Source organism: Paenibacillus sp. WG02 (assembly GCF_055396115.1).
Window position 1 is genome coordinate 3,242,819 of sequence record NZ_AP036016.1, and the last position, 20,054, is coordinate 3,262,872.

The following is a 20,054-nucleotide window of genomic DNA, read 5'->3' on the forward strand; positions in this document are numbered from 1 at the left end:
TTAGTAGCTTGGTTTTCATCTTGATGTTCAGTATAGTTCTTGCCGCATGTTCGAGTAAAGTGGAGACTCCGGCATCGTCGAGTCCTTCGACAGGGACAGCATCGCCAAGCGCAACACAAGCGGCTAAGCCCGTAGAAATAAGCGTTTTTGCTCAACAGGCGAACGACATGGATTTGAAAACGAACCTGTTCACGAAACATTTGGAAAGCAAATTTAACGCTAAATTTAAGTTCGAAATCATCCCTTATGATGGAGCCAAGGAAAAGCGTCAAATCTCCTTAGCGAGCGGCGATTATCCAGAGGCGTATATGTTAACGGCCTATATCGACCAATTCTCACAAGCCGATCTTCTCAAGTTCGGTAAGCAGGGCGTTCTGCTTCCATTGAATGATTTGATCGACCAGTATGCTCCTAATATTAAAAAGGCGATGGAAAAAGATCCAACGCTTAAAAGCTTCGTCACAGCGCCAGATGGAAAAATATACGGACTGGGCTCCTATACGCAATGTTTCCACTGTTCTTACCCGAACAAAATGTGGATCAATACAAGCTGGTTGAAGAAATTAAACCTCGAAATGCCGAAAACGACCGAAGATTTCAAGAAAGTTCTTCAAGCTTTCAAGAAGAACGATCCAAACGGCAATGGTAAAGCTGACGAAGTTCCGCTCAGCGGATCGATTGAGGATTTCGGCGTGCGTGTCATTCCGTTCCTGATGAACGGCTTCATCTATGATGACGACCGGAATTACCTGAACTTAGTGAACGGTAAAGTAGATACTGCGGCCAATAAGCCGGAATGGAAAGAAGGACTTGCCTATATTAAATCGTTGTACGACGAGGGCTTGATTGATCCAGGTGCGTTTACGCAAAATGCCGAAGCCTTTAAGAAAATTGGCGAGAACGCTGGCGGACAAATTCTAGGTGCAGGCGCGGGCATGCATCCAGCCATCTTCGTTAACATTGATAAAGGAAACAAGAATTCAGCTGATTATAATCCCGTACCTCCGCTCACAGGACCGCATGGTTCATTAGCAACGCATGATGGAGGCGGCTTAATTCCGGGTGCGAAATTCGTTCTTACGAACAAAGCAAGCAAAGAATCACAAATCGCGTTGATTAAAATGGTTGATTATATGTATACGACAGAAGGACAAACGAATGCAGCATCGGGTATGGAAGGCATCGATTGGAGAAAACCGAAAGATGGCGAAGTGGCGTTGGGCAAGGGAGTTACCCCTCAAATTGCAACGATTCCAGCTGTAGATGGGCAGCCTCCGCGTAATGCCGGATGGAGCGGTATGGGTCACTTCTACCAGCCGAAAGAGTACAGAGATAGCTTCGTACAAGGAACGGATGTTTACGACTCTGCCAACTACGAACGCAGACTATACGATGCGACGCTCTTGTATCAAGGCCATGAACCGAAGGAACTATTCCCAATGTGGGCGATTTGGATTGATCCAGCACTCACAGACGAAGCAAGCATTCTACAAACAAACATTAAGAACTATATTGATCAAAGTTCGCTTCAATTTATTACCGGGAATAAGGATTTGACGAAGGATTGGGATGCTTATGTGAAAGGTCTCGAAAACTTGAAAGTGGGCAGATACCTTGAAATTCTGCAAAAGGCTTACGATACGGCAGCAATAAAAAAATAACCATCGATGAAGAGTAGCCAGGTGTTGTTCTAGAAATAAAGCACCTGGCTTTTTTTTACGAATTTTAATGCTGAAGGGGATGTATGATGTGGGAAATATGATTAAGAAAACTAGATTATGGCTGCTGGTTTTTATTTTCTTTATCACTTTGTTTGCTTTCATTATTCCGAAAGGACAACCTGTACAGGCAGCCGATAATGGATTAGCACAGAAACCATACATGGGCTGGAGCAGCTACAGTATGCAAGTGTATAACAGCGGAAATTGGATTACTGCCGCACAGATTATGGCGCAATCTGACGCTATGCATGCGATTCTGCAGCCCCATGGCTATAATTATATCAACGTAGATGCAGCTTGGAATGGGAGCATGGATGAATATGGACGCCCACAACCAAGCACCACTTTATATCCGAATGGTCTTAGTGAGGTCATTAATCATGTACATAACAATGGGCAAAAATTTGGTCTCTATTTCATACCGGGGATGTCGCCGCAAGCGTATGACGCCAACTTGCCAATCTTTGGTACCTCCTGCCATGCACAGGACATTGTGGTACTACCATTAACTACGTCGGATTATTGGAATATAGGTTATAAAATTGACTTTTCTAAGCCATGTGCGCAGAGCTACATCAACTCCATTGCCGATGAGATTGCCTCATGGGGAGTTGATTTTGTGAAATTCGATAGCGTGACTCCGGGCTCCGGACATAATGACACGTCTATTGATGCTCGCGGTGATGTCAAAGCTTGGTCTCAGGCTCTCGCTCCGCACCACATTTGGTTCGAGCTATCATGGGCACTGGATATTAACTACGTTGACACTTGGAAAAAGTATGCGAATGGATGGCGTGTCGACTGGGATATCGAATGTTATTGCGGAAAAGCGGGATTAACCAGTTGGGCGAATATCGCAAGGCTATTTCCGCGAGCTGGAGAGTGGTGGCGTCACGCAGGTCCGGGCGGATGGAACAATTTCGATTCCTTGAATATCGGTAATGGTTCCATGGATGGCATTACACCGGATGAGCGGCAGACAGCGATGACTTTCTGGGCTATCTCATCGGCTCAGCTATATACAGGCAATGATTTAACTAATCTGGATGAATTCGGCATTAAGCTGTTGACGAACGATGAGGCTATCGCCGTCAATCAGGCCGGTAAAGCCGGCACATCCCGTATCTCTCGCATCAGATCAGCAGGTCTGGTATGCGAACAACGGTGATGGAACCTATACCGTTGGACTGTTTAACCTGGGAAGTTCGAATGCGGCGGTCAACGTCAATTGGAGTGATATCGGTTTAAGCGGCGTTGCCTCTGTACGTGATTTGTGGAGTCATAGCGAACTAGGCGTGTATAACACCAGCTTTAGCTCAGGGGATTTGGCTCCACATGCTTCTCGTTTATTGAAGGTTACATCGCAAGGAGGCGTTTCCTCGATCAATGATGATGATACGGGAATTTCCTACACAGGCAATTGGCAGCGAAACAGCAACAGGGGACTGGGTGCTACTCAGAATCTTGCCATCACCGTAATCGACTCCTTGGCACAAAATAGTACGATCAGCCCGTCTACCGGGAACTTTGATAAGAATTTAGCCGCTCAGACCGATGTTACGACAACGATGACATTGAATGGAAACACACTAAGTGGTATTTCGAATGATGGTGTAGACTTGGTGCTAGGCACCGACTATACGGTTTCAGGCAACTCGGTCACGATCAAGAAAGGTTATCTTGCTGCTCAACCAGTTGGAACAACGCAGCTTACTTTCACTTTCAGTGCCGGAGCAAGACCGATTCTGGTCATTGCAGTAAGCGACACCTCGCCTAAGAACAGCACGATCCTTCCATCGACTCGAAATTTTGACAAGAAGATATCACTGCAAGCGGATGTTACGACGACAATGCTGCTAGACGGTAATCAGTTCAGCACAATAACGAATGGCGGAACACCACTTGTGTTAGGCACCGACTATACCGTATCGGGCAATACGTTAACGATCAAGAAGGAATACCTAGCTCTACAACCGCTGGGGATAACGAACTTGCTTATTTCCTTCAGCGCCGGAAATCCGCAAACGCTTGCGATTGTTATAAGCAACACCTCTCAAGGCGGATCTATTGCTATCAATAACGACGACGCTGGGATTACGTATTCGGCCGCTTGGCAGCGAAGTACGAATCGAGGGCTAGGCGATTATTTGAATGATGTGCAATTCACCGAGAGGAATAACGAATACTTTGAATATACCTTTAACGGAACGGGCATTGAATTCATTACAGAAATGGAATCATCACAAGGCGATGTAGATGTATTCGTGGATGGTGTGTTTAAACAAACGATTAGCACGTATTATTCGAGCCGTTTAGTCCAACAACCTGTCTACGGAATTTCAGGGCTATCCAGCGGTCCTCATACGCTCAAGGTTGTGAAAAAGTCAGGTTCTTACATGCTCCTTGATAAATTGCGAGTTCTCATTGCTGATCTGATTAATCCAGCTGCGGGAAGCTTTGATAAAAAGGCGACAGCACAGGCAGACGTAACGATTACCCTGACGCCAAGCAGCTATTCTTTCAGCGGCATAGCTAACGGAGGAGCCACATTGGTTGCGGGTACCGACTACACATTATCGGGTAACGTCGTAACGATCAAGAAGGAATACCTTGCGGCTCAACCCATTGGCTATACGGACCTGACTTTATCCTTCAGTGGGGGAGCAACCCAGACGCTTTCCATTTCAGTAAGCGATAGCTCATTGACCATTGTGCCGGTTTCTGTTAACGATACCGATCCGGGCATTGTTTATACAGGCTCTTGGGGTTATAGCAGCAATCGGGGACTTGGAGATTATAACGATGATGTTCATTACTCCGAGGCCAACAACGATTATTTTGAGTATGCTTTCACGGGAACGGGCATCGAATTGATTACAGAGAAAGATAATTCGCAGGGCGATATCGATATTTATATTGATAACGTGTTCCAGCAAACGGTGGGTACATTTAACAATAGCCGGTTAGTCCAACAGAGCGTATTTAGTATTTCAGGACTGGCCAATGGTCCTCATACCATCAAAGCAGTGAAGAAATCAGGGTCATATATGCTGTTGGATAAATTGAGCGTGACTCCATCAGCTGCGGGCAGCACAGTTACGGGAAGTGTGTATAGACAGGTGTCAGCACAATCCGTTCAAGTGGTACCTTTTATTACATCGATCCCGTTAACTCCGTCGACAGCGTCGGTAACGACAGTTCAAACGGCTCCCGTATCTCTCGGCGCGACGGCTAGCATCAATGATACGAATGCTGCCATTCATTATTCCGGTTCATGGGGTTATAGCAACAATCGCGGACTCGGAGATTACCAGAACGATGTTCATTACACCGAGAATAACAATGATTATTTTGAATATGTCTTCAAGGGAACGGGCATTGAGTTAATCACGGAGAAGGATACTTCCCAGGGCGATATCGATATTTACGTTGATGATGTCTTCAAGGAAACCGTGAGTACTTATAATGCTAGTCGTTTAGCACAGCAAACGGTGTACAGCCTTACAGGGTTGCCGAGCGGTTCACATACGCTTAAAGTGGTGAAGAAATCGGGATCCTATATGCTGCTGGATAAATTAACGATACTTGTAGGCGATCTGTTGAGTCCGGATACAGGCAGTTTTGACAAAAAGATCGCTGCACAGGCGGATGTTAGTACAACGTTGTCACTTGGCGAGTATGTGCTTGAACGAATCGACAATGGCCGAACTACTCTAGTGCCAGGTACCGATTATGCATTAGTAGGCAATACATTGACGATCAAGAAGGCTTACCTTGCATCACAGCCGGTCGGAACTACAAATCTGACATTCGTCTTCAGTGGCGATTATCAGAATGACGTACATTTTACAGAAACCAACAACGATTATTTCAAATACACCTTTAAAGGAACTGGCATTGCTGTTATTACGGAAAAAGATGCTTCACAGGGTGAAATTGACGTTTACGTGGATAATGTATTCAAACAAACCGTTAATACGTATAATGCTGCGCGGTTAGTCCAACAAACGGTGTACAGTATTTCCGGCCTTTCCAACAGCTTGCACACGATCAAAGTCGTGAAAAAATCAGGCAGCTATATGCTGCTGGATAAATTAAGCTTTACGGTTGCAAAGGTACCGACAACGGCTGCCGTAACAACGACTGGGATCTCTAAGGTCAAAAAAACAAGTGCAACCATTGCTGGGAATGTAACCGCTGATGGAGGAGCTCAGGTTACAGAGCGAGGAATTGTGTATTCAACTGCACCTACTCCTACAATAACCGGTTCTGGATCTACGAAAGTGGCCATTGGCTCTGGATTAGGCGTATTTAGTGGGAAAATAACGAAATTGAAACCTAATACAACGTATTACGCCAGAACGTATGCAACCAACTCGGCTGGAACGAGCTATGGCGCGGAAGTTACCTTTAAAACAAGTAAGAACTCGGAGAATCAGGATGATCAGGGAGAAGATGAACAGAATGATCACGGGGATAATTTCTAAGCGTTACGCCATAGGTTTCTAAGATATCGAGCCCTTCTTATTGTCAAGGGAGGGCTCGATATTTTTATTTGATAACCCTCGATCATACATGATATATTGAGTGTAAAAAAGTGTGGGTGTCATATGGGTAATAAAATTAGTCGTGTTAATTTAACCGAAGAAATTTATCGCATTGTCAAAGAGAACATTTTAACTCATAAATTAAAATCCGGTGAGAAAATAAACATTGATCAACTTGCACGCGCATTAGAAGTAAGCAACATTCCGATTCGTGAAGCCCTCTCCAGATTGCAATCAGAAGGGTATCTGAATGTCATTCCTTTTAAAGGAATGTTTGTTAACATGATGAGTGTCAAAGAGTTGGACGAATTATTCGAAATTAGACTGCAGCTAGAACCACTTGCTGTTGAAAAGGCTGCGCTTCTTATACCCAATGAAACACTCGAGCTGCTGCAGGAAACTATGAATTCCCTTCAAACTCAGCAATCACCGAAGTCGGCTAATGGTTTGGGGTCAATTAAGGAAATGAACATGTCTTTACATGGTACCATTCTTGCCTATTGCGAGAATACCAATTTGCAGAATTTAGTTAGGGGCTATATTGAACAGATTCAAAGATATTTAACATACATCCAATTAAATCTAGATATCAATACCACGAATGAGGAATGGTCGGAACATAATGCTGTCTTGCAGAAATTAAAGCAGAGAGACCCCAAAGGCGCATCCGAGGCCATGTCCAAGCACATTATGAATTCCCGCAAAAGGACGAATACTCACTTTATGGAAGCAGGTAGTAATTAAACATCGTATTCTTCTATCGATAAACATCATACATGATATATGATATAAAGGAGGCCTAAGATGACCCGAATCGAAGGTAAGAAATTGCAGATAACTGACGGTAAAAGAATCGTTTTTCTTGGGGACAGCATTACAGATGAAGGGACGTATATTACTTATCTGGCTGCTTATTTTGAGCAGCATATGGCTGACACTTCTCCAACATTCATCAACCTTGGCATAAGCAGTGAGACTGCCTCTGGATTAACCGAGGCCGACCATCCGTTTCCGCGTCCCTGCATTCACGATCGACTAGCAAGGGCCTTACAAGAAAGCAAACCGGATTGGGTTGTTGTGGGTTATGGAATGAATGATGGCATCTATGCGCCATATTCTACAGAACGGTTTCAAGCTTATCAAAATGGCATCCTTTCAGCTGTCCGGATGATCCATCAATACGGGGCAAAAGCAATCGTTATGACGCCTCCGCCATTTGATCCCAAATCTATGAGCCATGATGCTCTTTTGCCCGACGGTCAGGAAAACTATAGCTATAAGGAGCCGTATGCACACTACAATGATGTCATCAGATCCTATGCAAATTGGCTGCTAACGCTGGATTCAACTGTTGATGCAGTCGTAAATATCTACGAACCGCTACTTCAGTATAGAGTACAAGCACGCGAAAAGAACCCTGGCTATCGTTCTGGAGACGGAATTCATCCCAACGCAGATGGTCATTGGGTGATAGCTAAAACGCTTTTAAAGCGTTTATTTCAAATACCTGTGGAACAGATGCCAGATTTCGTAGAACAGCCCGATAAATCGCAATTATTTCAATTGATTTTGCAGCGTCAGCAGGTATTAAGCTCGGCTTGGAAAGAACATGTAGGACATACCAATCCTAATAAAAAGGAAGCTTTGCCACTGGAAGCAGCCTTGAGAAAAGGCGAAGAGATCACGAAGCAAATTCGGAAGACCGCCGAAGCATAAGGTGATCATTCTCCCAAATTTTTCTCATTTTGTTGAATGCCACGTCGATTCAACCTTCAAACCGTACAGGATGCCTATGAAGTCATTGAATCGGGCCAAGCACGAGGCAAGACTATTGTAGATATCACAGAATAGGCATTTTAATTCGCTTATTGATAACATTGAAAATAGCACGACTTCCTGTAAACATGTTTATTTTTCACCGCAAATCGGCTGAAGGTGAGGAAGAACGGGTTTGAAAGTAAAAAGTACCGTCAGGGTTCGAAACTTCCCTGATGGTACTTTTTTTGAACTCATATCATGAGCCCGATATGTTAGTCTTATTGAACCGCAGCTAAAACGAATTTGTCGTTCACTTTTTTCGTCGTATACGCTACACCGTCTTTAGTAGTGAACTTAACTTGATCCTTCGTATTCGACGCATCAAACGTAATATCTTCTTTTTTCGTTGCAAGCAGGTTTGAAGTGAAGAAAGATTTCTTGTTTGTTACGATCGCATTATCAGCTTTTTGATCGGTAAGGTAATGAGCAGTTAGTTTATCTACCATTGCTGTATCGAAGTAGCTGGAAAGAAATTTCACAGCTTTTTCTTTGCCGTCTGCAGCTTTAGGGTTAAGGATAAACGAACCATCAGCGGATTTGGCTTCCGCAAAGAGGAATTCCACTTTCTCTTGAGCGATTCTAGCAGCTATATAGCCTTTCATATTAACGGCATCTTGGCTTTCGGCAGTTGCTTGCGGAGTAGCCGCCGTGTTTGTTGTAGCTGCCGGGCTTGGCGATGATTTCGGTTGACTGGAAGTACAAGCTGCTCCTGTCAACATCACGGAAAGTAAAATGAGTCCTGCTGCTGTTTTTTTCAATGTCATTATCGTGCACCTCTTCATTTCATCATCCGGATAAGTATAATTTTGTAAAATCATCCGAAATATATAATATTTATTTGGTCAGCAATATAAAAATATATACGAAAATGTGAGAAATTGCAAATCTTCGTGCAAGGTTAATATTTTATCCGAAAAAGTAAATTCATGAACTAGACGATAAACACCTTATTCATTATAGTGGGTTTAAAGATAACTAACCCAAAAGAGGTGTTCACTTGAATAATCGATTATTGTTAGAAGCGCTGCAAGCTGCGGAGATGGAACATGCGTCCCTTTTTAAAGAAGTCAGAAATCGATCTGTGGATATTCGCTCCGGTATGGACAATCCGCTGCTGGCTGCTTACCGGAAAGAAATCCGGCAGTTGGCTGACCAATTTCTCACGCAGCCTATAGAGGCGCTGCCTTTCAGCGCATTTCGATTATTTCAAGTAAATGGTTCGAGAAAAGAGTTCGAGAAACTCTACTTTGATCGTCGACGTCGTCTTGCTGCTTTTGCAATGGCGGCCCTAGTGGAAGATGATGCAGCATTCATTCCTGCACTCGAGGACATCATCTGGGCCCTATGCGAGGAATACACATGGTGCTTGCCTGCACACCTGAATGTTCAAGATCCCGAAGCGGAAGATGATGCGCCAAGGCAGGTTGATCTGTTTGCTTCCGAGACGGCCCATGCATTGAGCGAGATTTGTCATTTGTTCAAGGATCGACTCGATCCGCTCATTGTTAAACGCGCACGCCACGAGGTTATGCGAAGAGTCCTGAATCCTTATATGCAGCTCAAAAGAGTGTTTGGATGGGAGACTGCAACGAACAACTGGTCAGCAGTATGCGCAGGAAGCATCGGAATGGCTGCTATTTATATGATTCAGGATTCGAGAATTCTGATGCCTGTCTTAAATCGCGTTTTTGAAGCGATGGCGTGCTTCCTTGAAGGGTTCACGGAGGAGGGGGCGTGTCTCGAAGGTCTCGGTTACTGGTACTATGGTTTCGGTTATTACGTTTACTTTGCAGAGCTGCTGAAGCAGCGTACAGGCGGAAAGGTCGATCTGCTTCTGGATGAAAAAAAAGCCCAGCGCATCGCGGAATTCCCGCAATTCTGCTTTTTACAGGAGAATCATGTGGCGAATTTCTCCGATTGCGGGCGTACGAGCGGCATTCAGACTGGCTTGTTCAGCCGTCTATGCCAAAGACTTGAACAACTCCGCATCCCGTCGCTGACATACCGTTCGATTTCCATTGATCACTGCGGCCGTTTCGCAACGGCAATGCGTGATCTGGCTTGGACGGACTATGCGCTGCTGGAAAAACGGGAAGGTCTGCCGCTTCGCTCAGAGTTCCTTCAAGAGGCTGAATGGATGGTGAGCCGGTGTCAGGTTGGAGGTAAACTCATTAGCTTTGCAGCTAAGGGCGGACATAATGCGGAGCCGCATAATCATAATGATATCGGACATTTTGTCTGGGTAGTGGATGGCGTCAGGTGGTTGGAGGATCTTGGTGCCGGTTTATATACAAGACAATATTTTGGCGACGAACGTTATTCAATTCTTTGCAACAGCTCAGCTGGACATAGCGTTCCCATCATCAATGGCTGCTTTCAAAGCGAGGGAGAGCAGTATCGTTCGCAGGTAGTGGAAGTGGGTATGGAGGATGGAAGAGATCATTTCCTGTTGAATCTGCGGCAAGCTTATGACGTACCGCAACTGCACAGATTGGAGCGATTGTTCGATTTGGACAAGCGGCAGGGCAAATTAACGATAACTGACAGGTATGATTTCACGGAATCTCCTACATCGATTACGGAGCGTTTCATTTCCCTTTATCCGCCAGAGGTTGGTCAGGAGGGGGAAATTATTTTAAGCACGAGTGATGGCCAGAAGCTTCGTCTTGTGTATGAAGCCCGGCAGCTGAGTGCTGCGATTCAGACAGCTGAACACTTGGATCATTCTGGGAAACCCGAGACGGTGTATCTGATTGATCTGAAGAGTGTGGATACGGCCAGACAGCAGGTTATATCTGTGACGCTAGAGCCTGTATGAAAGATAGCTCCTGAACAGTTGGAGCAGGTTAGGAAATAAGGGAAGCCTTTGCATCTGTTTTTCTCGACGTATAAGAGCGAATGTTGTACGGTGTACAACAATTTCGATGATTTCTTCTCAAAAAGTAGGCATTGTTGTAGTTTGTGCAACAATTTTGGCTTATTTCATGCTTTGGAGCAGTTTTTGGGAGAAAATGTTGTATTTACTACAACAATCGCAGGGCTTCAAGAGAATTAGCTTGCTTATTGTTGTATAGAATACAACATTGCTATGCACAACTCATGTAGGGAGAGTAGAATATTTCTTGTACAAATCTATGTGGGAAGTAATTCAGTGCTTTACGCAGCCCATGTGGGAAGTAAATCATTACTTGAAGCTTGTACAAACCTATGGGGAAATACGGTTTCGAGGATCTAATTACAACGATGTAAGTAGCTTTCAACATTTGAACTAGTACACTGCAATATTTAAGTGGTATTATAAAAGGAAATAAGTAGTAAAGGATGTGGATGAATTGGAAGCGCTAACTCAAAGTGCCCTTCAAGCAGGAAATACGTCACATAACTATGAAGTTATTCCGAATTGGGCAAAAGTACCCGCGAATGTCACTCTAGGCTACACACACGGAATTGAAGTTGATGAAGCGGATCGCTTTTATTTGTTCCATACTGGAACACCTTCCGTTGTGGTATTTGACCGCAATGGGCAATATTTGAATGCATGGGGCGAAGAATTCGAAGGAGGTGCGCACGGCTTTTATCTGCACAAAGAAGCAGGCGGCGAATTCCTTTATGTGACCGACACGGCAAAGGGGATAATGGTTAAAACAACATTAACCGGTGAACATTTGTTAACTATCGGCACGCCAGATCTTCCAGAGATTTATGATGCTGAACGCAAATTCGTACCTACGGATGTGGCTGTGGCGCCAAATGGCGATATTTATATTTCAGATGGTTATGGCCAAAGTTGGGTGCATCAGTATAATGCGCTTGGTGACTATATTCGCTCATGGGGAGGAAATGGCTCAGAAATTGGGCAATTCGCTTGTCCACATGGTATATCCGTTGATTTGCGACGCGGTGAACCGGAAATTTATGTTGCGGATCGGGGCAATCATCGGATTCAAGTGTTTACACTCGAGGGGCAATTCAAACGGGCTTTTGACCATGATATGGATATGCCTTGCAGCTTCTATTTCTACAAAGATGAAATGTATTTTCCGGACTTATTCAGCCGTGTAACGGTATTCGATAAACATGATCGATTGGTTGCGCATTTGGGAGAGGATCGTCAAGCGAAATCGCAGGAGGGATGGCCAAATCTGGATAAAGCTTACTATCGCGCCAACAAATTCAGTTCTCCGCATGGCATCTGTGTCGATTCGCGCGGAGATGTGTATGTGGCCGAGTGGATTTCGGATGGACGCTTGACCAAGCTAGCTCGCAGGTAATTGATTGTTTTTTCATCGTGATACTTATCATGCAAGATCCAAAGCCACTCTAAGAGTGGCTTATTTTTGTGCTGAAAGTCGGCTAACTTTACTATACCTTAAGATAAGCTAACTTTTTCTGAGTAAACGATAAGCCTGTTATCCTAAATGTGAGTTATAGTTAATTTAGTGTTAGGCGCTATATTTAGGAGGGATTACGTTGAGTAAATTAACCAATGAAGAAGTCGAATTTTATAAGAAAAATGGGTACTTACTTTATGAAAAGCAGCTGTTTTCACCAGAGAAGTTAGCTGAATTAACGGATATATTTGAAGATCAACTGAAGCAAAAGGGAAGTAAACTGTCCGACGAGCTGGACACGCCTCATTTCCGTGAAGAACGACTGCTCAAATTCCTCCTATCGGATGAAGTTCTGGATCTCGTTGAGCCTATTATCGGACCGAACATTGGTCTATGGTCCAGCCATTTTATATGCAAAGACCCCTTTATTGGCCGGGCAACGCCATGGCATGAGGATTCGGCTTATTGGAATGGCAGGGTTAGTTCATTTGAAAAAATCATTACGGTTTGGCTCGCTATCGATAATAGTTCGAAGGAAAATGGCTGCATGCAGGTCATTCCAGGCACGCATAACAACGGTTTCTCTGAGTATGAAAGTGTAGATGGGGCCCAAAATCTGTTTAATACGCAAATTAAAAACATGGATACATCAACAGCCGTTCATTTCGAATTACAAAGAGGTCAATGCTCGCTGCATGACTCGCGCATCATTCACGGTGCGGATCCTAACAAAAGCGAAAACCGTCGTTGTGGATATACCATGCGCTATTTCTCAACCGACACGCAAGTGTATCCAGAGAAAAATCGAAACTTTAAAGTATGGTTGGCACGAGGCAAAGATCTAGCAGGTAATACGTACGCTAACGTATAAAAACGGCTGAAAAACCGAAAGGGACCGACCGCTTGTGCTATACTAGATGAAAAAATGGAGGCGGAGGGCAGATATGAAGAAACAACCGATTAGGTTAACGAATGCCCAATATATTGATCCCTCCTCCTCTTTTCAAATTTACTTTCAACATATCGGCTACGAACACCACTCTTTGCATTGGCATGAATTTTATGAGCTTTGCTTTGTTCTCCGTGGTAAAGGAGTGAACATCGTGAATGGAACCGAGCATCAGCTTACCAGAGGAAGCCTCTTTTTACTTACTCCAGCTGATTTTCATGAGATCTATTCGTTTCCCGATGAACCCATGGATATTTACAACCTTGTTTTCTCCGGAGAATTTCTTGGGGAAGACATAAGAGAGCTGATGTTTCAACAATTTGCCGAATATATGGTTGATTTGGATGTTAGCTTTAACATGATTGAGTCCGAATTTCGACTAATTAGCAGCGAGGCCCATAATTGGTTGCCAGGACAGCAAATGATGGTGAAAGGGGCGCTAGAGCGGATCCTTCTTACCCTTTATCGAGCCTATAATCTGCAGCACCCGTCTATTGAGGAAAAGGATTTAGGAGCTCAGCATCGTTCGATTCAGAGGGCTCTTGTCTATATTCATCACCATTTCCGAGATCCGCTACGATTAGAAGATGCCGCTAAACAAGCTGCTTTGGCACCTAATTATTTTAGTCAAGCCTTTCACAAAATGATAGGTATCCCCTTCCAAATTTATTTACAGGGACTGCGTTTGAACTTTGCTAAGTCCTTGTTAATGGCAGCGGATATACCTGTTACAGAAATTTGCTACGCCTCTGGATTTAACACGTTAACCCACTTTGAACGAGCCTTCAAACAAAAGTTCGGGAGCTCGCCGAGAACCTTTCAGAAGTAAGATTGTGGAAATAGTCCCTGTTTTGTAACCATACAAAACAGGGGCTTATTTATTTTGGTTGTGGATTGGTCTTTTTAGCATTCCTGAATGACAACATTCACAATATATGCTGCCATATCTGCATAACCGATTAACAATTTACAAATAATACCGTTGTTTACCTGATAAGGAGGGTATAAAGGGCAATGAATATACGAGTTCGAAGTATGCAGGGGATCACTCTGTTGGTCGTTCTTTTTGTAACACTGGCTTCCACAGGATGCGCGAAAAATGAATCGATCAAAGTCGGTATTGAGAAAAACAACCGTCCTTTCACTTATACAGAAGGGGAAGAACAGAAAGGGTTTGAAGTGGAATTATGGCAAGCTATTGCTAAAAAGGCGAAATTAAAATATGAATGGACAGCCATGGAATATGGTGAGTTGAACAAAAGTGTTAAATCGGGGGATGTTGATTTGGCAATCGCGGGAATGACAGTCACGAATGCCCGCAAGAACAAATTAGACTATTCAGATCCTTATTTTCAATCGGGAGAAGCGATACTTACCGCATCAGATAACGTGGCGATCAAAGGCCAAGATGACTTGGCCCAAAAGGTGGTAGCCACTAGGAATGGATCGACTGCTTATCAATTTGCAAGTGAAATTCAAGGGATCAAAATAAGGAGTTATGCGAACATCTCCGACGCTTACGATGATTTGAAAAATAAATCCGTTGATGCTGTCATTTTTGAAGAGCACAGTATTCAAGATTATTTGCAAAATTCAGCAGATGGAAAATTTAAAAAAGTAGGAGAAGTTTTCAACAAAGATAGCTACGCAGTCGTTGCAAAAAAGCGAAACATGTACATGGGTAAGATCAATAAGGCCATTATAGCAGTCTCCAAAGATGGGACTTATGAAGCTCTCTATACGAAGTGGTTCGGAAGTAAACCAGAAAAAATGCCTAAAGAGCTTAAACACGACATGGAAAAGGATATTGAACACGAATCATAAGAAAAGAAAAGTCGACTAGCAAATAGTCGACTTATTCGTCTTACGGATTATTCTGTCACGTCGGATGCCCTTGGTACCCATAAAATCATAAAAACAAGTGAAAATAGAACAAATACCGGTGGAGCGTATTGGATTAGCAAGTTTTCCATAAGTTTAGTCACCCTTCTTGATAAATTTACCTTGCACATAATCAGCATCAAAAAGAAAAAGACGCATAAGCAGAAACAGAGAGGGGATTAGAATAACAAGCCCTGCCATAAAGGCGATGACTAGCGCAGTTCCCATTGCTTGATTAGTGAAGTTTTCGTGAATGGAGATGTAGGGAAATAAAAGATACGGCAAATGGGCCTTACCATAACCAAAGAAAGCAAAAGCAAATTGCAAAAGCACCAATATGAACGCAAGACCTAGCTTGATTTTTTTCCAAAGGAAGTAGACGGCAAGTAAAAAGCAGAGCAATGATGCTCCGAACATCCACCACAAGTTAATCATATTGCGGAAATGTTCTGGGTTTTGCTGGTTAATAGCGAAAAATACAAGAAGGCTTGCTAGAATTGTAGGTCCGCTCCAGAAAAGAGCATAGCCTCGTAAAATGCCAAAAGCGGGATAGTCTTTTGCTCTATTGGCATAGTAGGAAAGGAACATCGCCGAAATATAGAGGACGCTGACTAGCGATAGCAATATGACCGACCAAGTATAAGGACTCGCAAGCAACTTGCTCCAATCTAGCCAAATCATGCCGTTCTGTTCAACGATAATGCCGCCTTCCGAAATGGTTAGGACCGTTGAAAGAGTTGCAGGAATGAGCAAGCCAGTTGCTCCATAAAGCAGCATGTACCATTTGTTATCCTTGGAACCATAGTTGCTGAAAGCGTAGTAAGCTCCACGTATGGCTAATAATATGATAGCTAAACTGCCTGGTACAAGTAACGCGGTGCCATAATAACGTGCAGTTTCAGGGAAGAAACCAATCATGCCGACGTAGAAGAAAACTAGGAATACATTGGTAACCTCCCAGACGGGAGATAAATATCTCTCAATAATCTTATGAATGATATGCTTTTTCATCGTAATAACCGAATAGTAACTGAAGAAGCCTGCACCAAAGTCAATGGATGCCACAATTAAATATCCGTATAGGAAAATCCACAAAACCGTGATTCCGATAAATTCTAAACTCATTCTTTGGTCCTCCCCCCGAAAATACCAAGTGCAATCAGTTCATCTGCGACATCGTTTTTTCTAAAGAGTTTGGATAATACTTTTACTGCGGTCAGAGCTAAAACGAGATAAAGTAAACAGAACAGCAGTAGCATCGTATCCACGTCTTGTGAAGTTGTAGCGGCATCTGCTACCTTCATATATCCACGCAATATCCATGGTTGGCGACCAACCTCCGCGTAAAACCATCCACATTGAATGCCTAGCATGGAAAGAGGACCACAAACAACGATAATCGCTAGAAGCCATCTAGGATAAGGTTTACGGGACTTTTTGCGGGCATACCACATATGACAAATGGCAACGGCAATCACAAACATCCCTATAGCAACCATGGCATCAAAGAAATAATGTACGTATAAAGGAGGACGGAGATCTTTGGGAATCTCATTCAGCCCTTTAACCTCGGTTCCGGGAGTTCCACCTGCCAAGATACTTAGTGCATAAGGAATTTTCAACGCATATTTAACCTCATTATTTTTAGTCAAAATACCGCCAAGAACGAGCGGTGCATTCGTAGCCGTTTCAAAATGCCACTCTGCCGCGGCAAGTTTTTCAGGCTGAGTATGAGCTAGAAATTTGGCTGATAGATCACCGATCATTGCCGTAGATATGGCGAACACGAGCCCAACCGTGACGGTCAGCTTTAAAGCTTTCTTGGCATATAAAGTGTCCCCCTTTTTCCTGAGAAGGGAATAGGCCGCTACAGCAGCCAAGATGAATGCGCTGGTCATGTAGGCAGAGGAGAGTACATGTGCCACTTTGGTAGGCATGGATGGATTAAACATAGCTAGAATCGGCTGTACATTCGTAATCAAGCCATCTTTTAGCGTGAAGCCTTGCGGCGTATTCATGAAGGCATTCACAGTCGTAATAAAAAACGCTGAAGCAGAGGAGCCAATGACAACTGGCACGAGTAGTAACAGATGATGTTTAGGTTTTAAACGTTCCCATGTATATAAATAAATCCCTAGGAAGATAGCCTCGATGAAAAAGGCAAAAGTCTCTAGAAATAACGGAAGCGCAATGGCTTGCCCAGCAATCTCCATGAACTTCGGCCACAACAGGCTGAGTTGAAGCCCGATAGCCGTACCCGTAACCACCCCGATAGCAACGGTGATAACGAATCCCCGAGCCCATCTTCGTGCCAGCAAGGCATAATAGGGATCTTTACGTTGAATGCTGGCTAACTCAGCTAACATAATCATGACCGGAACACCAACGCCGATGGTAGCGAAAATGATATGAAATGCCAGTGTAGTCTCAGTGAGTAGGCGGCTATAAAATACAGAATCGTAGATTGGCATATGGACTCATCTCCTCAGTAGCTTGCATAGGTTCAAAAAAACTTGCGGATAAAAGAGAGCAGCATGACAAAAGCAACAATGAACATCAGATACATCAATTGTTTTTCATGTTTTCGAGATTGGTTCAAGGGGTATCACCTTCTGTTTTCAATTTGATTTGTTATATATTTCTATCTTACTCGATGTATGTGATTTTTTTCACATAATATGTGAATACGGTTTGAACAAAGTATTACAACTTTATTAACATAGGAGTCGAGAACTAAAAAATGAAAAAAGAACCAAGCGCTCCATAAAGCCGCTTGGTTCTTAGTTAAACAATCCATTACGTTGAAGAAGGGTCCTTGAAATATTCCCCTCGCTTCAGGGCATCGACAAACTGCTGAAGCCATTCGTAATAGGTATGTCCATGCCGAAGTTTATATAAATCTTGAAGAGCAAGATTGCGTTCCTGGTCTGTTATATGCTCGTCTAAAATCATTTCTGTCAATTCAGGAAGAGCTTTATTAATGGCTTCTGTCATAACATTGATTTCACGCTGGAGCTTGAGCGTGAAGAAGTTTTGAAACGCAAGAAAAAAATCAACCTCAGCAGCATACAGTTCTTTTCGCTCCTGCTTTTCCTCTAGCTTTTTTACCATTTGGGATTCTACCAATGATCTAACCGCATAGCTCATGTTGCTTTTACTCATATTCATTCGAATTTTCATCTCATCGAGAGTCATCGGCCGATTTTCAAAGAACATAATCCCGTATAATTGACCGGATGAATGAGTGGCTCCGTACAAATCCATCGTTTCTGCAATAGCATCAATGATGTCTTGTCTGATACGCACCCGTTGTTCTGATGCTTGATTTTCTTCTTTTTGAGACATTAGTTTTCACTTCCCTATTCCTGATCGACTGATAGATTCAATAGATTTTGTTTGTAGTACATATATTATAGCAAAAAAACACACTTGAGATAGATAAGGAAAATGTTTTTGTGGATTTACATAATCTTAATGTTGAGTTAACGCTCGGTTGACACAAAAAAGAGATTCATAGTGTACAATAAATTTTGTACAGAGTAGTCATGAAGAAAAAAATGGTAATAAAATCTCATTAATTCAAAATTTTTTGAACATATAGAGATTTACTTTTCTGCTTGATTAATTCGTACAATCCATAACAATCGAAGTAGAATCATCTCAAAACTATGATATCAGGAAAAGGGGATTAACAATGAAAACGAAATGGAAATCACTTGGGTCTATGTTACTTATTACTGGTTTATTGGCAGGATGCGGTACAGCAAATCCGGCAAGCACTGCTCCAAACAGCAGCCAACCGAGTCCGGCAGCAACTGCGGCTACAAACAAACCGGCAGAAATCACGGTATATTCCGCAATGGAAGATGAACAAATTAAAACCTATCTTACTTCATTTAAGGCTCAATATCCTTCAATTAAAGTGAATATTGTTCGTGATTCGACAGGGATCATGACAGCCAAGTTAATTGCAGAGAAAGAAAATCCTCAAGCCGACGTCATCTGGGGATTGGCCGCAACAAGCTTGCTCGTTATGGATGATCAAAAAATGCTTGAGCCGTATGCGCCTAAAGGTGTCGATAAGGTACTCTCTGAATTTAAAGATAAATCGAGTATTCCAAAATGGGTTGGTATTGATATCTGGGAGACAGCCATCATTGTAAACAAGGTGGAAATGGAAAAACGTCACTTGGCCATTCCTCAATCGTACGAAGATCTAGGTAAGCCGGAATACAAAGGATTAATTGCAATGCCGAATCCTGCATCCTCAGGAACAGGATACTTGACTGTTAATGCACTTCTCCAATTGTACGGTAAGGATAAAGCTTGGACTTTTATGGATAAATTGCATGATAACATGATGATTTATACCCAATCCGGATCCAAGCCGGCGAAAATGGCAGCTTCAGGAGAAGCACCGATTGGTATCTCATATGGATACAGCGGCATCCAGGAGAAGAAAAAAGGATCCCCGGTTGAAGTTATTTTTCCTAAAGAAGGATCAGGCTGGGATATGGAAGCAAATGCATTAGTGAGTAAGAAAGACATTAAGCCGGAATCGAAATTGTTCTTGGATTGGGCAATTAGCGCGGAACCGATGAAGGAATACAATAAAAACTACGCTATCTTAAGTATTAAACAAGAAGGAAACATAATTCCGGATGGTTACAGTAAAGATCCGGTATCGCAATTGAGTAAGTTGGATTTGTATCAAGCTGCGAGAGACCGTGAATCAGTACTGGCAGATTGGACAAAGAAATACGATTCTAAGTCAGAGCCGAAAAAATAGAGGGTGGATCACTATGGG

The 20,054-nt window shown here is 43.1% G+C and carries 16 protein-coding genes; 11 read left to right on the plus strand and 5 right to left on the minus strand.

The features are described 5' to 3' along the window. Positions 1 to 23: 23 nt before the first annotated feature. The 5 genes from ACBP55_RS14310 (at position 24) to ACBP55_RS14330 (ending at position 7,984) form a co-directional block, all read left to right on the plus strand. Positions 24 to 1,661, plus strand: coding sequence for an extracellular solute-binding protein (locus ACBP55_RS14310; RefSeq protein WP_464653319.1), 1,638 nt, complete (start codon positions 24 to 26; stop codon positions 1,659 to 1,661). A 97-nt stretch (positions 1,662 to 1,758) separates the two neighbouring features. After that, complete coding sequence (locus ACBP55_RS14315; RefSeq protein WP_464653320.1) at positions 1,759 to 2,889, plus strand: glycoside hydrolase family 27 protein; 1,131 nt, start codon at positions 1,759 to 1,761, stop codon at positions 2,887 to 2,889. Further along, the gene (locus ACBP55_RS14320) at positions 2,798 to 6,208 is read left to right on the plus strand and encodes a X2-like carbohydrate binding domain-containing protein (protein ID WP_464652475.1); all 3,411 of its coding nucleotides are present in this window, start codon (positions 2,798 to 2,800) and stop codon (positions 6,206 to 6,208) included. Before ACBP55_RS14315 ends, ACBP55_RS14320 begins: the two co-directional genes overlap by 92 nt. Positions 6,209 to 6,331: 123 nt before the next feature. Next, the gene (locus ACBP55_RS14325; protein WP_464652477.1) at positions 6,332 to 7,012 is read left to right on the plus strand and encodes a GntR family transcriptional regulator; all 681 of its coding nucleotides are present in this window, start codon (positions 6,332 to 6,334) and stop codon (positions 7,010 to 7,012) included. Positions 7,013 to 7,072: 60 nt separating this feature from the next. Continuing rightward, positions 7,073 to 7,984, plus strand: coding sequence for an SGNH/GDSL hydrolase family protein (locus ACBP55_RS14330; protein ID WP_464652479.1), 912 nt, complete (start codon positions 7,073 to 7,075; stop codon positions 7,982 to 7,984). Between the two features lie 320 nt (positions 7,985 to 8,304). Here the strand turns inward: ACBP55_RS14330 and ACBP55_RS14335 are convergent, their stop codons facing one another. Further along, positions 8,305 to 8,850 carry a hypothetical protein gene (locus tag ACBP55_RS14335; protein WP_464652481.1) on the minus strand — a complete coding sequence of 182 codons (546 nt, stop codon included), beginning with the start codon at positions 8,848 to 8,850 and terminating at the stop codon, positions 8,305 to 8,307. Between the two features lie 233 nt (positions 8,851 to 9,083). On the opposite strand from ACBP55_RS14335, the gene ACBP55_RS14340 reads away from it, so the two are divergent. The 5 genes from ACBP55_RS14340 (at position 9,084) to ACBP55_RS14360 (ending at position 15,190) form a co-directional block, all read left to right on the plus strand. After that, positions 9,084 to 10,904, plus strand: coding sequence for a heparinase II/III family protein (locus ACBP55_RS14340; protein ID WP_464652483.1), 1,821 nt, complete (start codon positions 9,084 to 9,086; stop codon positions 10,902 to 10,904). A 514-nt stretch (positions 10,905 to 11,418) separates the two neighbouring features. Then, positions 11,419 to 12,357, plus strand: coding sequence for an NHL repeat-containing protein (locus tag ACBP55_RS14345; RefSeq protein WP_464652485.1), 939 nt, complete (start codon positions 11,419 to 11,421; stop codon positions 12,355 to 12,357). A gap of 199 nt (positions 12,358 to 12,556) precedes the next feature. Further along, positions 12,557 to 13,288, plus strand: a complete 732-nt coding sequence (locus tag ACBP55_RS14350; RefSeq protein ID WP_464652487.1) for a phytanoyl-CoA dioxygenase family protein — start codon at positions 12,557 to 12,559, stop codon at positions 13,286 to 13,288. A 73-nt stretch (positions 13,289 to 13,361) separates the two neighbouring features. Beyond that, on the plus strand, positions 13,362 to 14,195 hold the full coding sequence (locus ACBP55_RS14355; RefSeq protein WP_464652489.1) for an AraC family transcriptional regulator: 834 nt from the start codon (positions 13,362 to 13,364) through the stop codon (positions 14,193 to 14,195). A gap of 185 nt (positions 14,196 to 14,380) precedes the next feature. Further along, positions 14,381 to 15,190 (plus strand): substrate-binding periplasmic protein, encoded by an 810-nt coding sequence (locus ACBP55_RS14360; RefSeq protein ID WP_464652491.1) that lies wholly within the window; start codon positions 14,381 to 14,383, stop codon positions 15,188 to 15,190. Between the two features lie 47 nt (positions 15,191 to 15,237). Here ACBP55_RS14360 and ACBP55_RS14365 read toward each other — a convergent pair whose 3' ends face one another. From ACBP55_RS14365 to ACBP55_RS14380, 4 genes are all read right to left on the minus strand, one after another. Beyond that, complete coding sequence (locus ACBP55_RS14365) at positions 15,238 to 15,339, minus strand: cytochrome bd oxidase small subunit CydS (protein WP_464652493.1); 102 nt, start codon at positions 15,337 to 15,339, stop codon at positions 15,238 to 15,240. A gap of 4 nt (positions 15,340 to 15,343) precedes the next feature. Further along, the gene (locus ACBP55_RS14370) at positions 15,344 to 16,372 is read right to left on the minus strand and encodes a cytochrome d ubiquinol oxidase subunit II (RefSeq protein ID WP_464652495.1); all 1,029 of its coding nucleotides are present in this window, start codon (positions 16,370 to 16,372) and stop codon (positions 15,344 to 15,346) included. Then, positions 16,369 to 17,718 carry a cytochrome ubiquinol oxidase subunit I gene (locus tag ACBP55_RS14375; RefSeq protein ID WP_464652496.1) on the minus strand — a complete coding sequence of 450 codons (1,350 nt, stop codon included), beginning with the start codon at positions 17,716 to 17,718 and terminating at the stop codon, positions 16,369 to 16,371. The genes ACBP55_RS14370 and ACBP55_RS14375 overlap by 4 nt, the downstream gene beginning before the upstream one ends. Before the next feature lie 325 nt (positions 17,719 to 18,043). After that, the gene (locus tag ACBP55_RS14380; protein ID WP_464652497.1) at positions 18,044 to 18,592 is read right to left on the minus strand and encodes a GbsR/MarR family transcriptional regulator; all 549 of its coding nucleotides are present in this window, start codon (positions 18,590 to 18,592) and stop codon (positions 18,044 to 18,046) included. A gap of 349 nt (positions 18,593 to 18,941) precedes the next feature. Here ACBP55_RS14380 and ACBP55_RS14385 point away from each other — a divergent pair, with 349 nt between their 5' ends. After that, positions 18,942 to 20,036 carry a putative 2-aminoethylphosphonate ABC transporter substrate-binding protein gene (locus tag ACBP55_RS14385; RefSeq protein WP_464652498.1) on the plus strand — a complete coding sequence of 365 codons (1,095 nt, stop codon included), beginning with the start codon at positions 18,942 to 18,944 and terminating at the stop codon, positions 20,034 to 20,036. Positions 20,037 to 20,054 lie beyond the last annotated feature (18 nt).

Excerpts from the sequence above, each read along its gene's own strand:
- ACBP55_RS14310 (WP_464653319.1), top strand. The coding sequence starts at position 24 with ATGTTCAGTATAGTTCTTGCCGCATGTTCGAGTAAAGTGGAGACTCCG.
- ACBP55_RS14315 (WP_464653320.1), top strand. The coding sequence starts at position 1,759 with ATGATTAAGAAAACTAGATTATGGCTGCTGGTTTTTATTTTCTTTATC.
- ACBP55_RS14320 (WP_464652475.1), top strand. The coding sequence starts at position 2,798 with ATGAGGCTATCGCCGTCAATCAGGCCGGTAAAGCCGGCACATCCCGTA.
- ACBP55_RS14325 (WP_464652477.1), top strand. The coding sequence starts at position 6,332 with ATGGGTAATAAAATTAGTCGTGTTAATTTAACCGAAGAAATTTATCGC.
- ACBP55_RS14330 (WP_464652479.1), top strand. The coding sequence starts at position 7,073 with ATGACCCGAATCGAAGGTAAGAAATTGCAGATAACTGACGGTAAAAGA.
- ACBP55_RS14335 (WP_464652481.1), bottom strand. The coding sequence starts at position 8,850 with ATGACATTGAAAAAAACAGCAGCAGGACTCATTTTACTTTCCGTGATG.
- ACBP55_RS14355 (WP_464652489.1), top strand. The coding sequence starts at position 13,362 with ATGAAGAAACAACCGATTAGGTTAACGAATGCCCAATATATTGATCCC.
- ACBP55_RS14360 (WP_464652491.1), top strand. The coding sequence starts at position 14,381 with ATGAATATACGAGTTCGAAGTATGCAGGGGATCACTCTGTTGGTCGTT.
- ACBP55_RS14365 (WP_464652493.1), bottom strand. The coding sequence starts at position 15,339 with ATGGAAAACTTGCTAATCCAATACGCTCCACCGGTATTTGTTCTATTT.
- ACBP55_RS14370 (WP_464652495.1), bottom strand. The coding sequence starts at position 16,372 with ATGAGTTTAGAATTTATCGGAATCACGGTTTTGTGGATTTTCCTATAC.
- ACBP55_RS14375 (WP_464652496.1), bottom strand. The coding sequence starts at position 17,718 with ATGCCAATCTACGATTCTGTATTTTATAGCCGCCTACTCACTGAGACT.
- ACBP55_RS14380 (WP_464652497.1), bottom strand. The coding sequence starts at position 18,592 with ATGTCTCAAAAAGAAGAAAATCAAGCATCAGAACAACGGGTGCGTATC.
- ACBP55_RS14385 (WP_464652498.1), top strand. The coding sequence starts at position 18,942 with ATGAAAACGAAATGGAAATCACTTGGGTCTATGTTACTTATTACTGGT.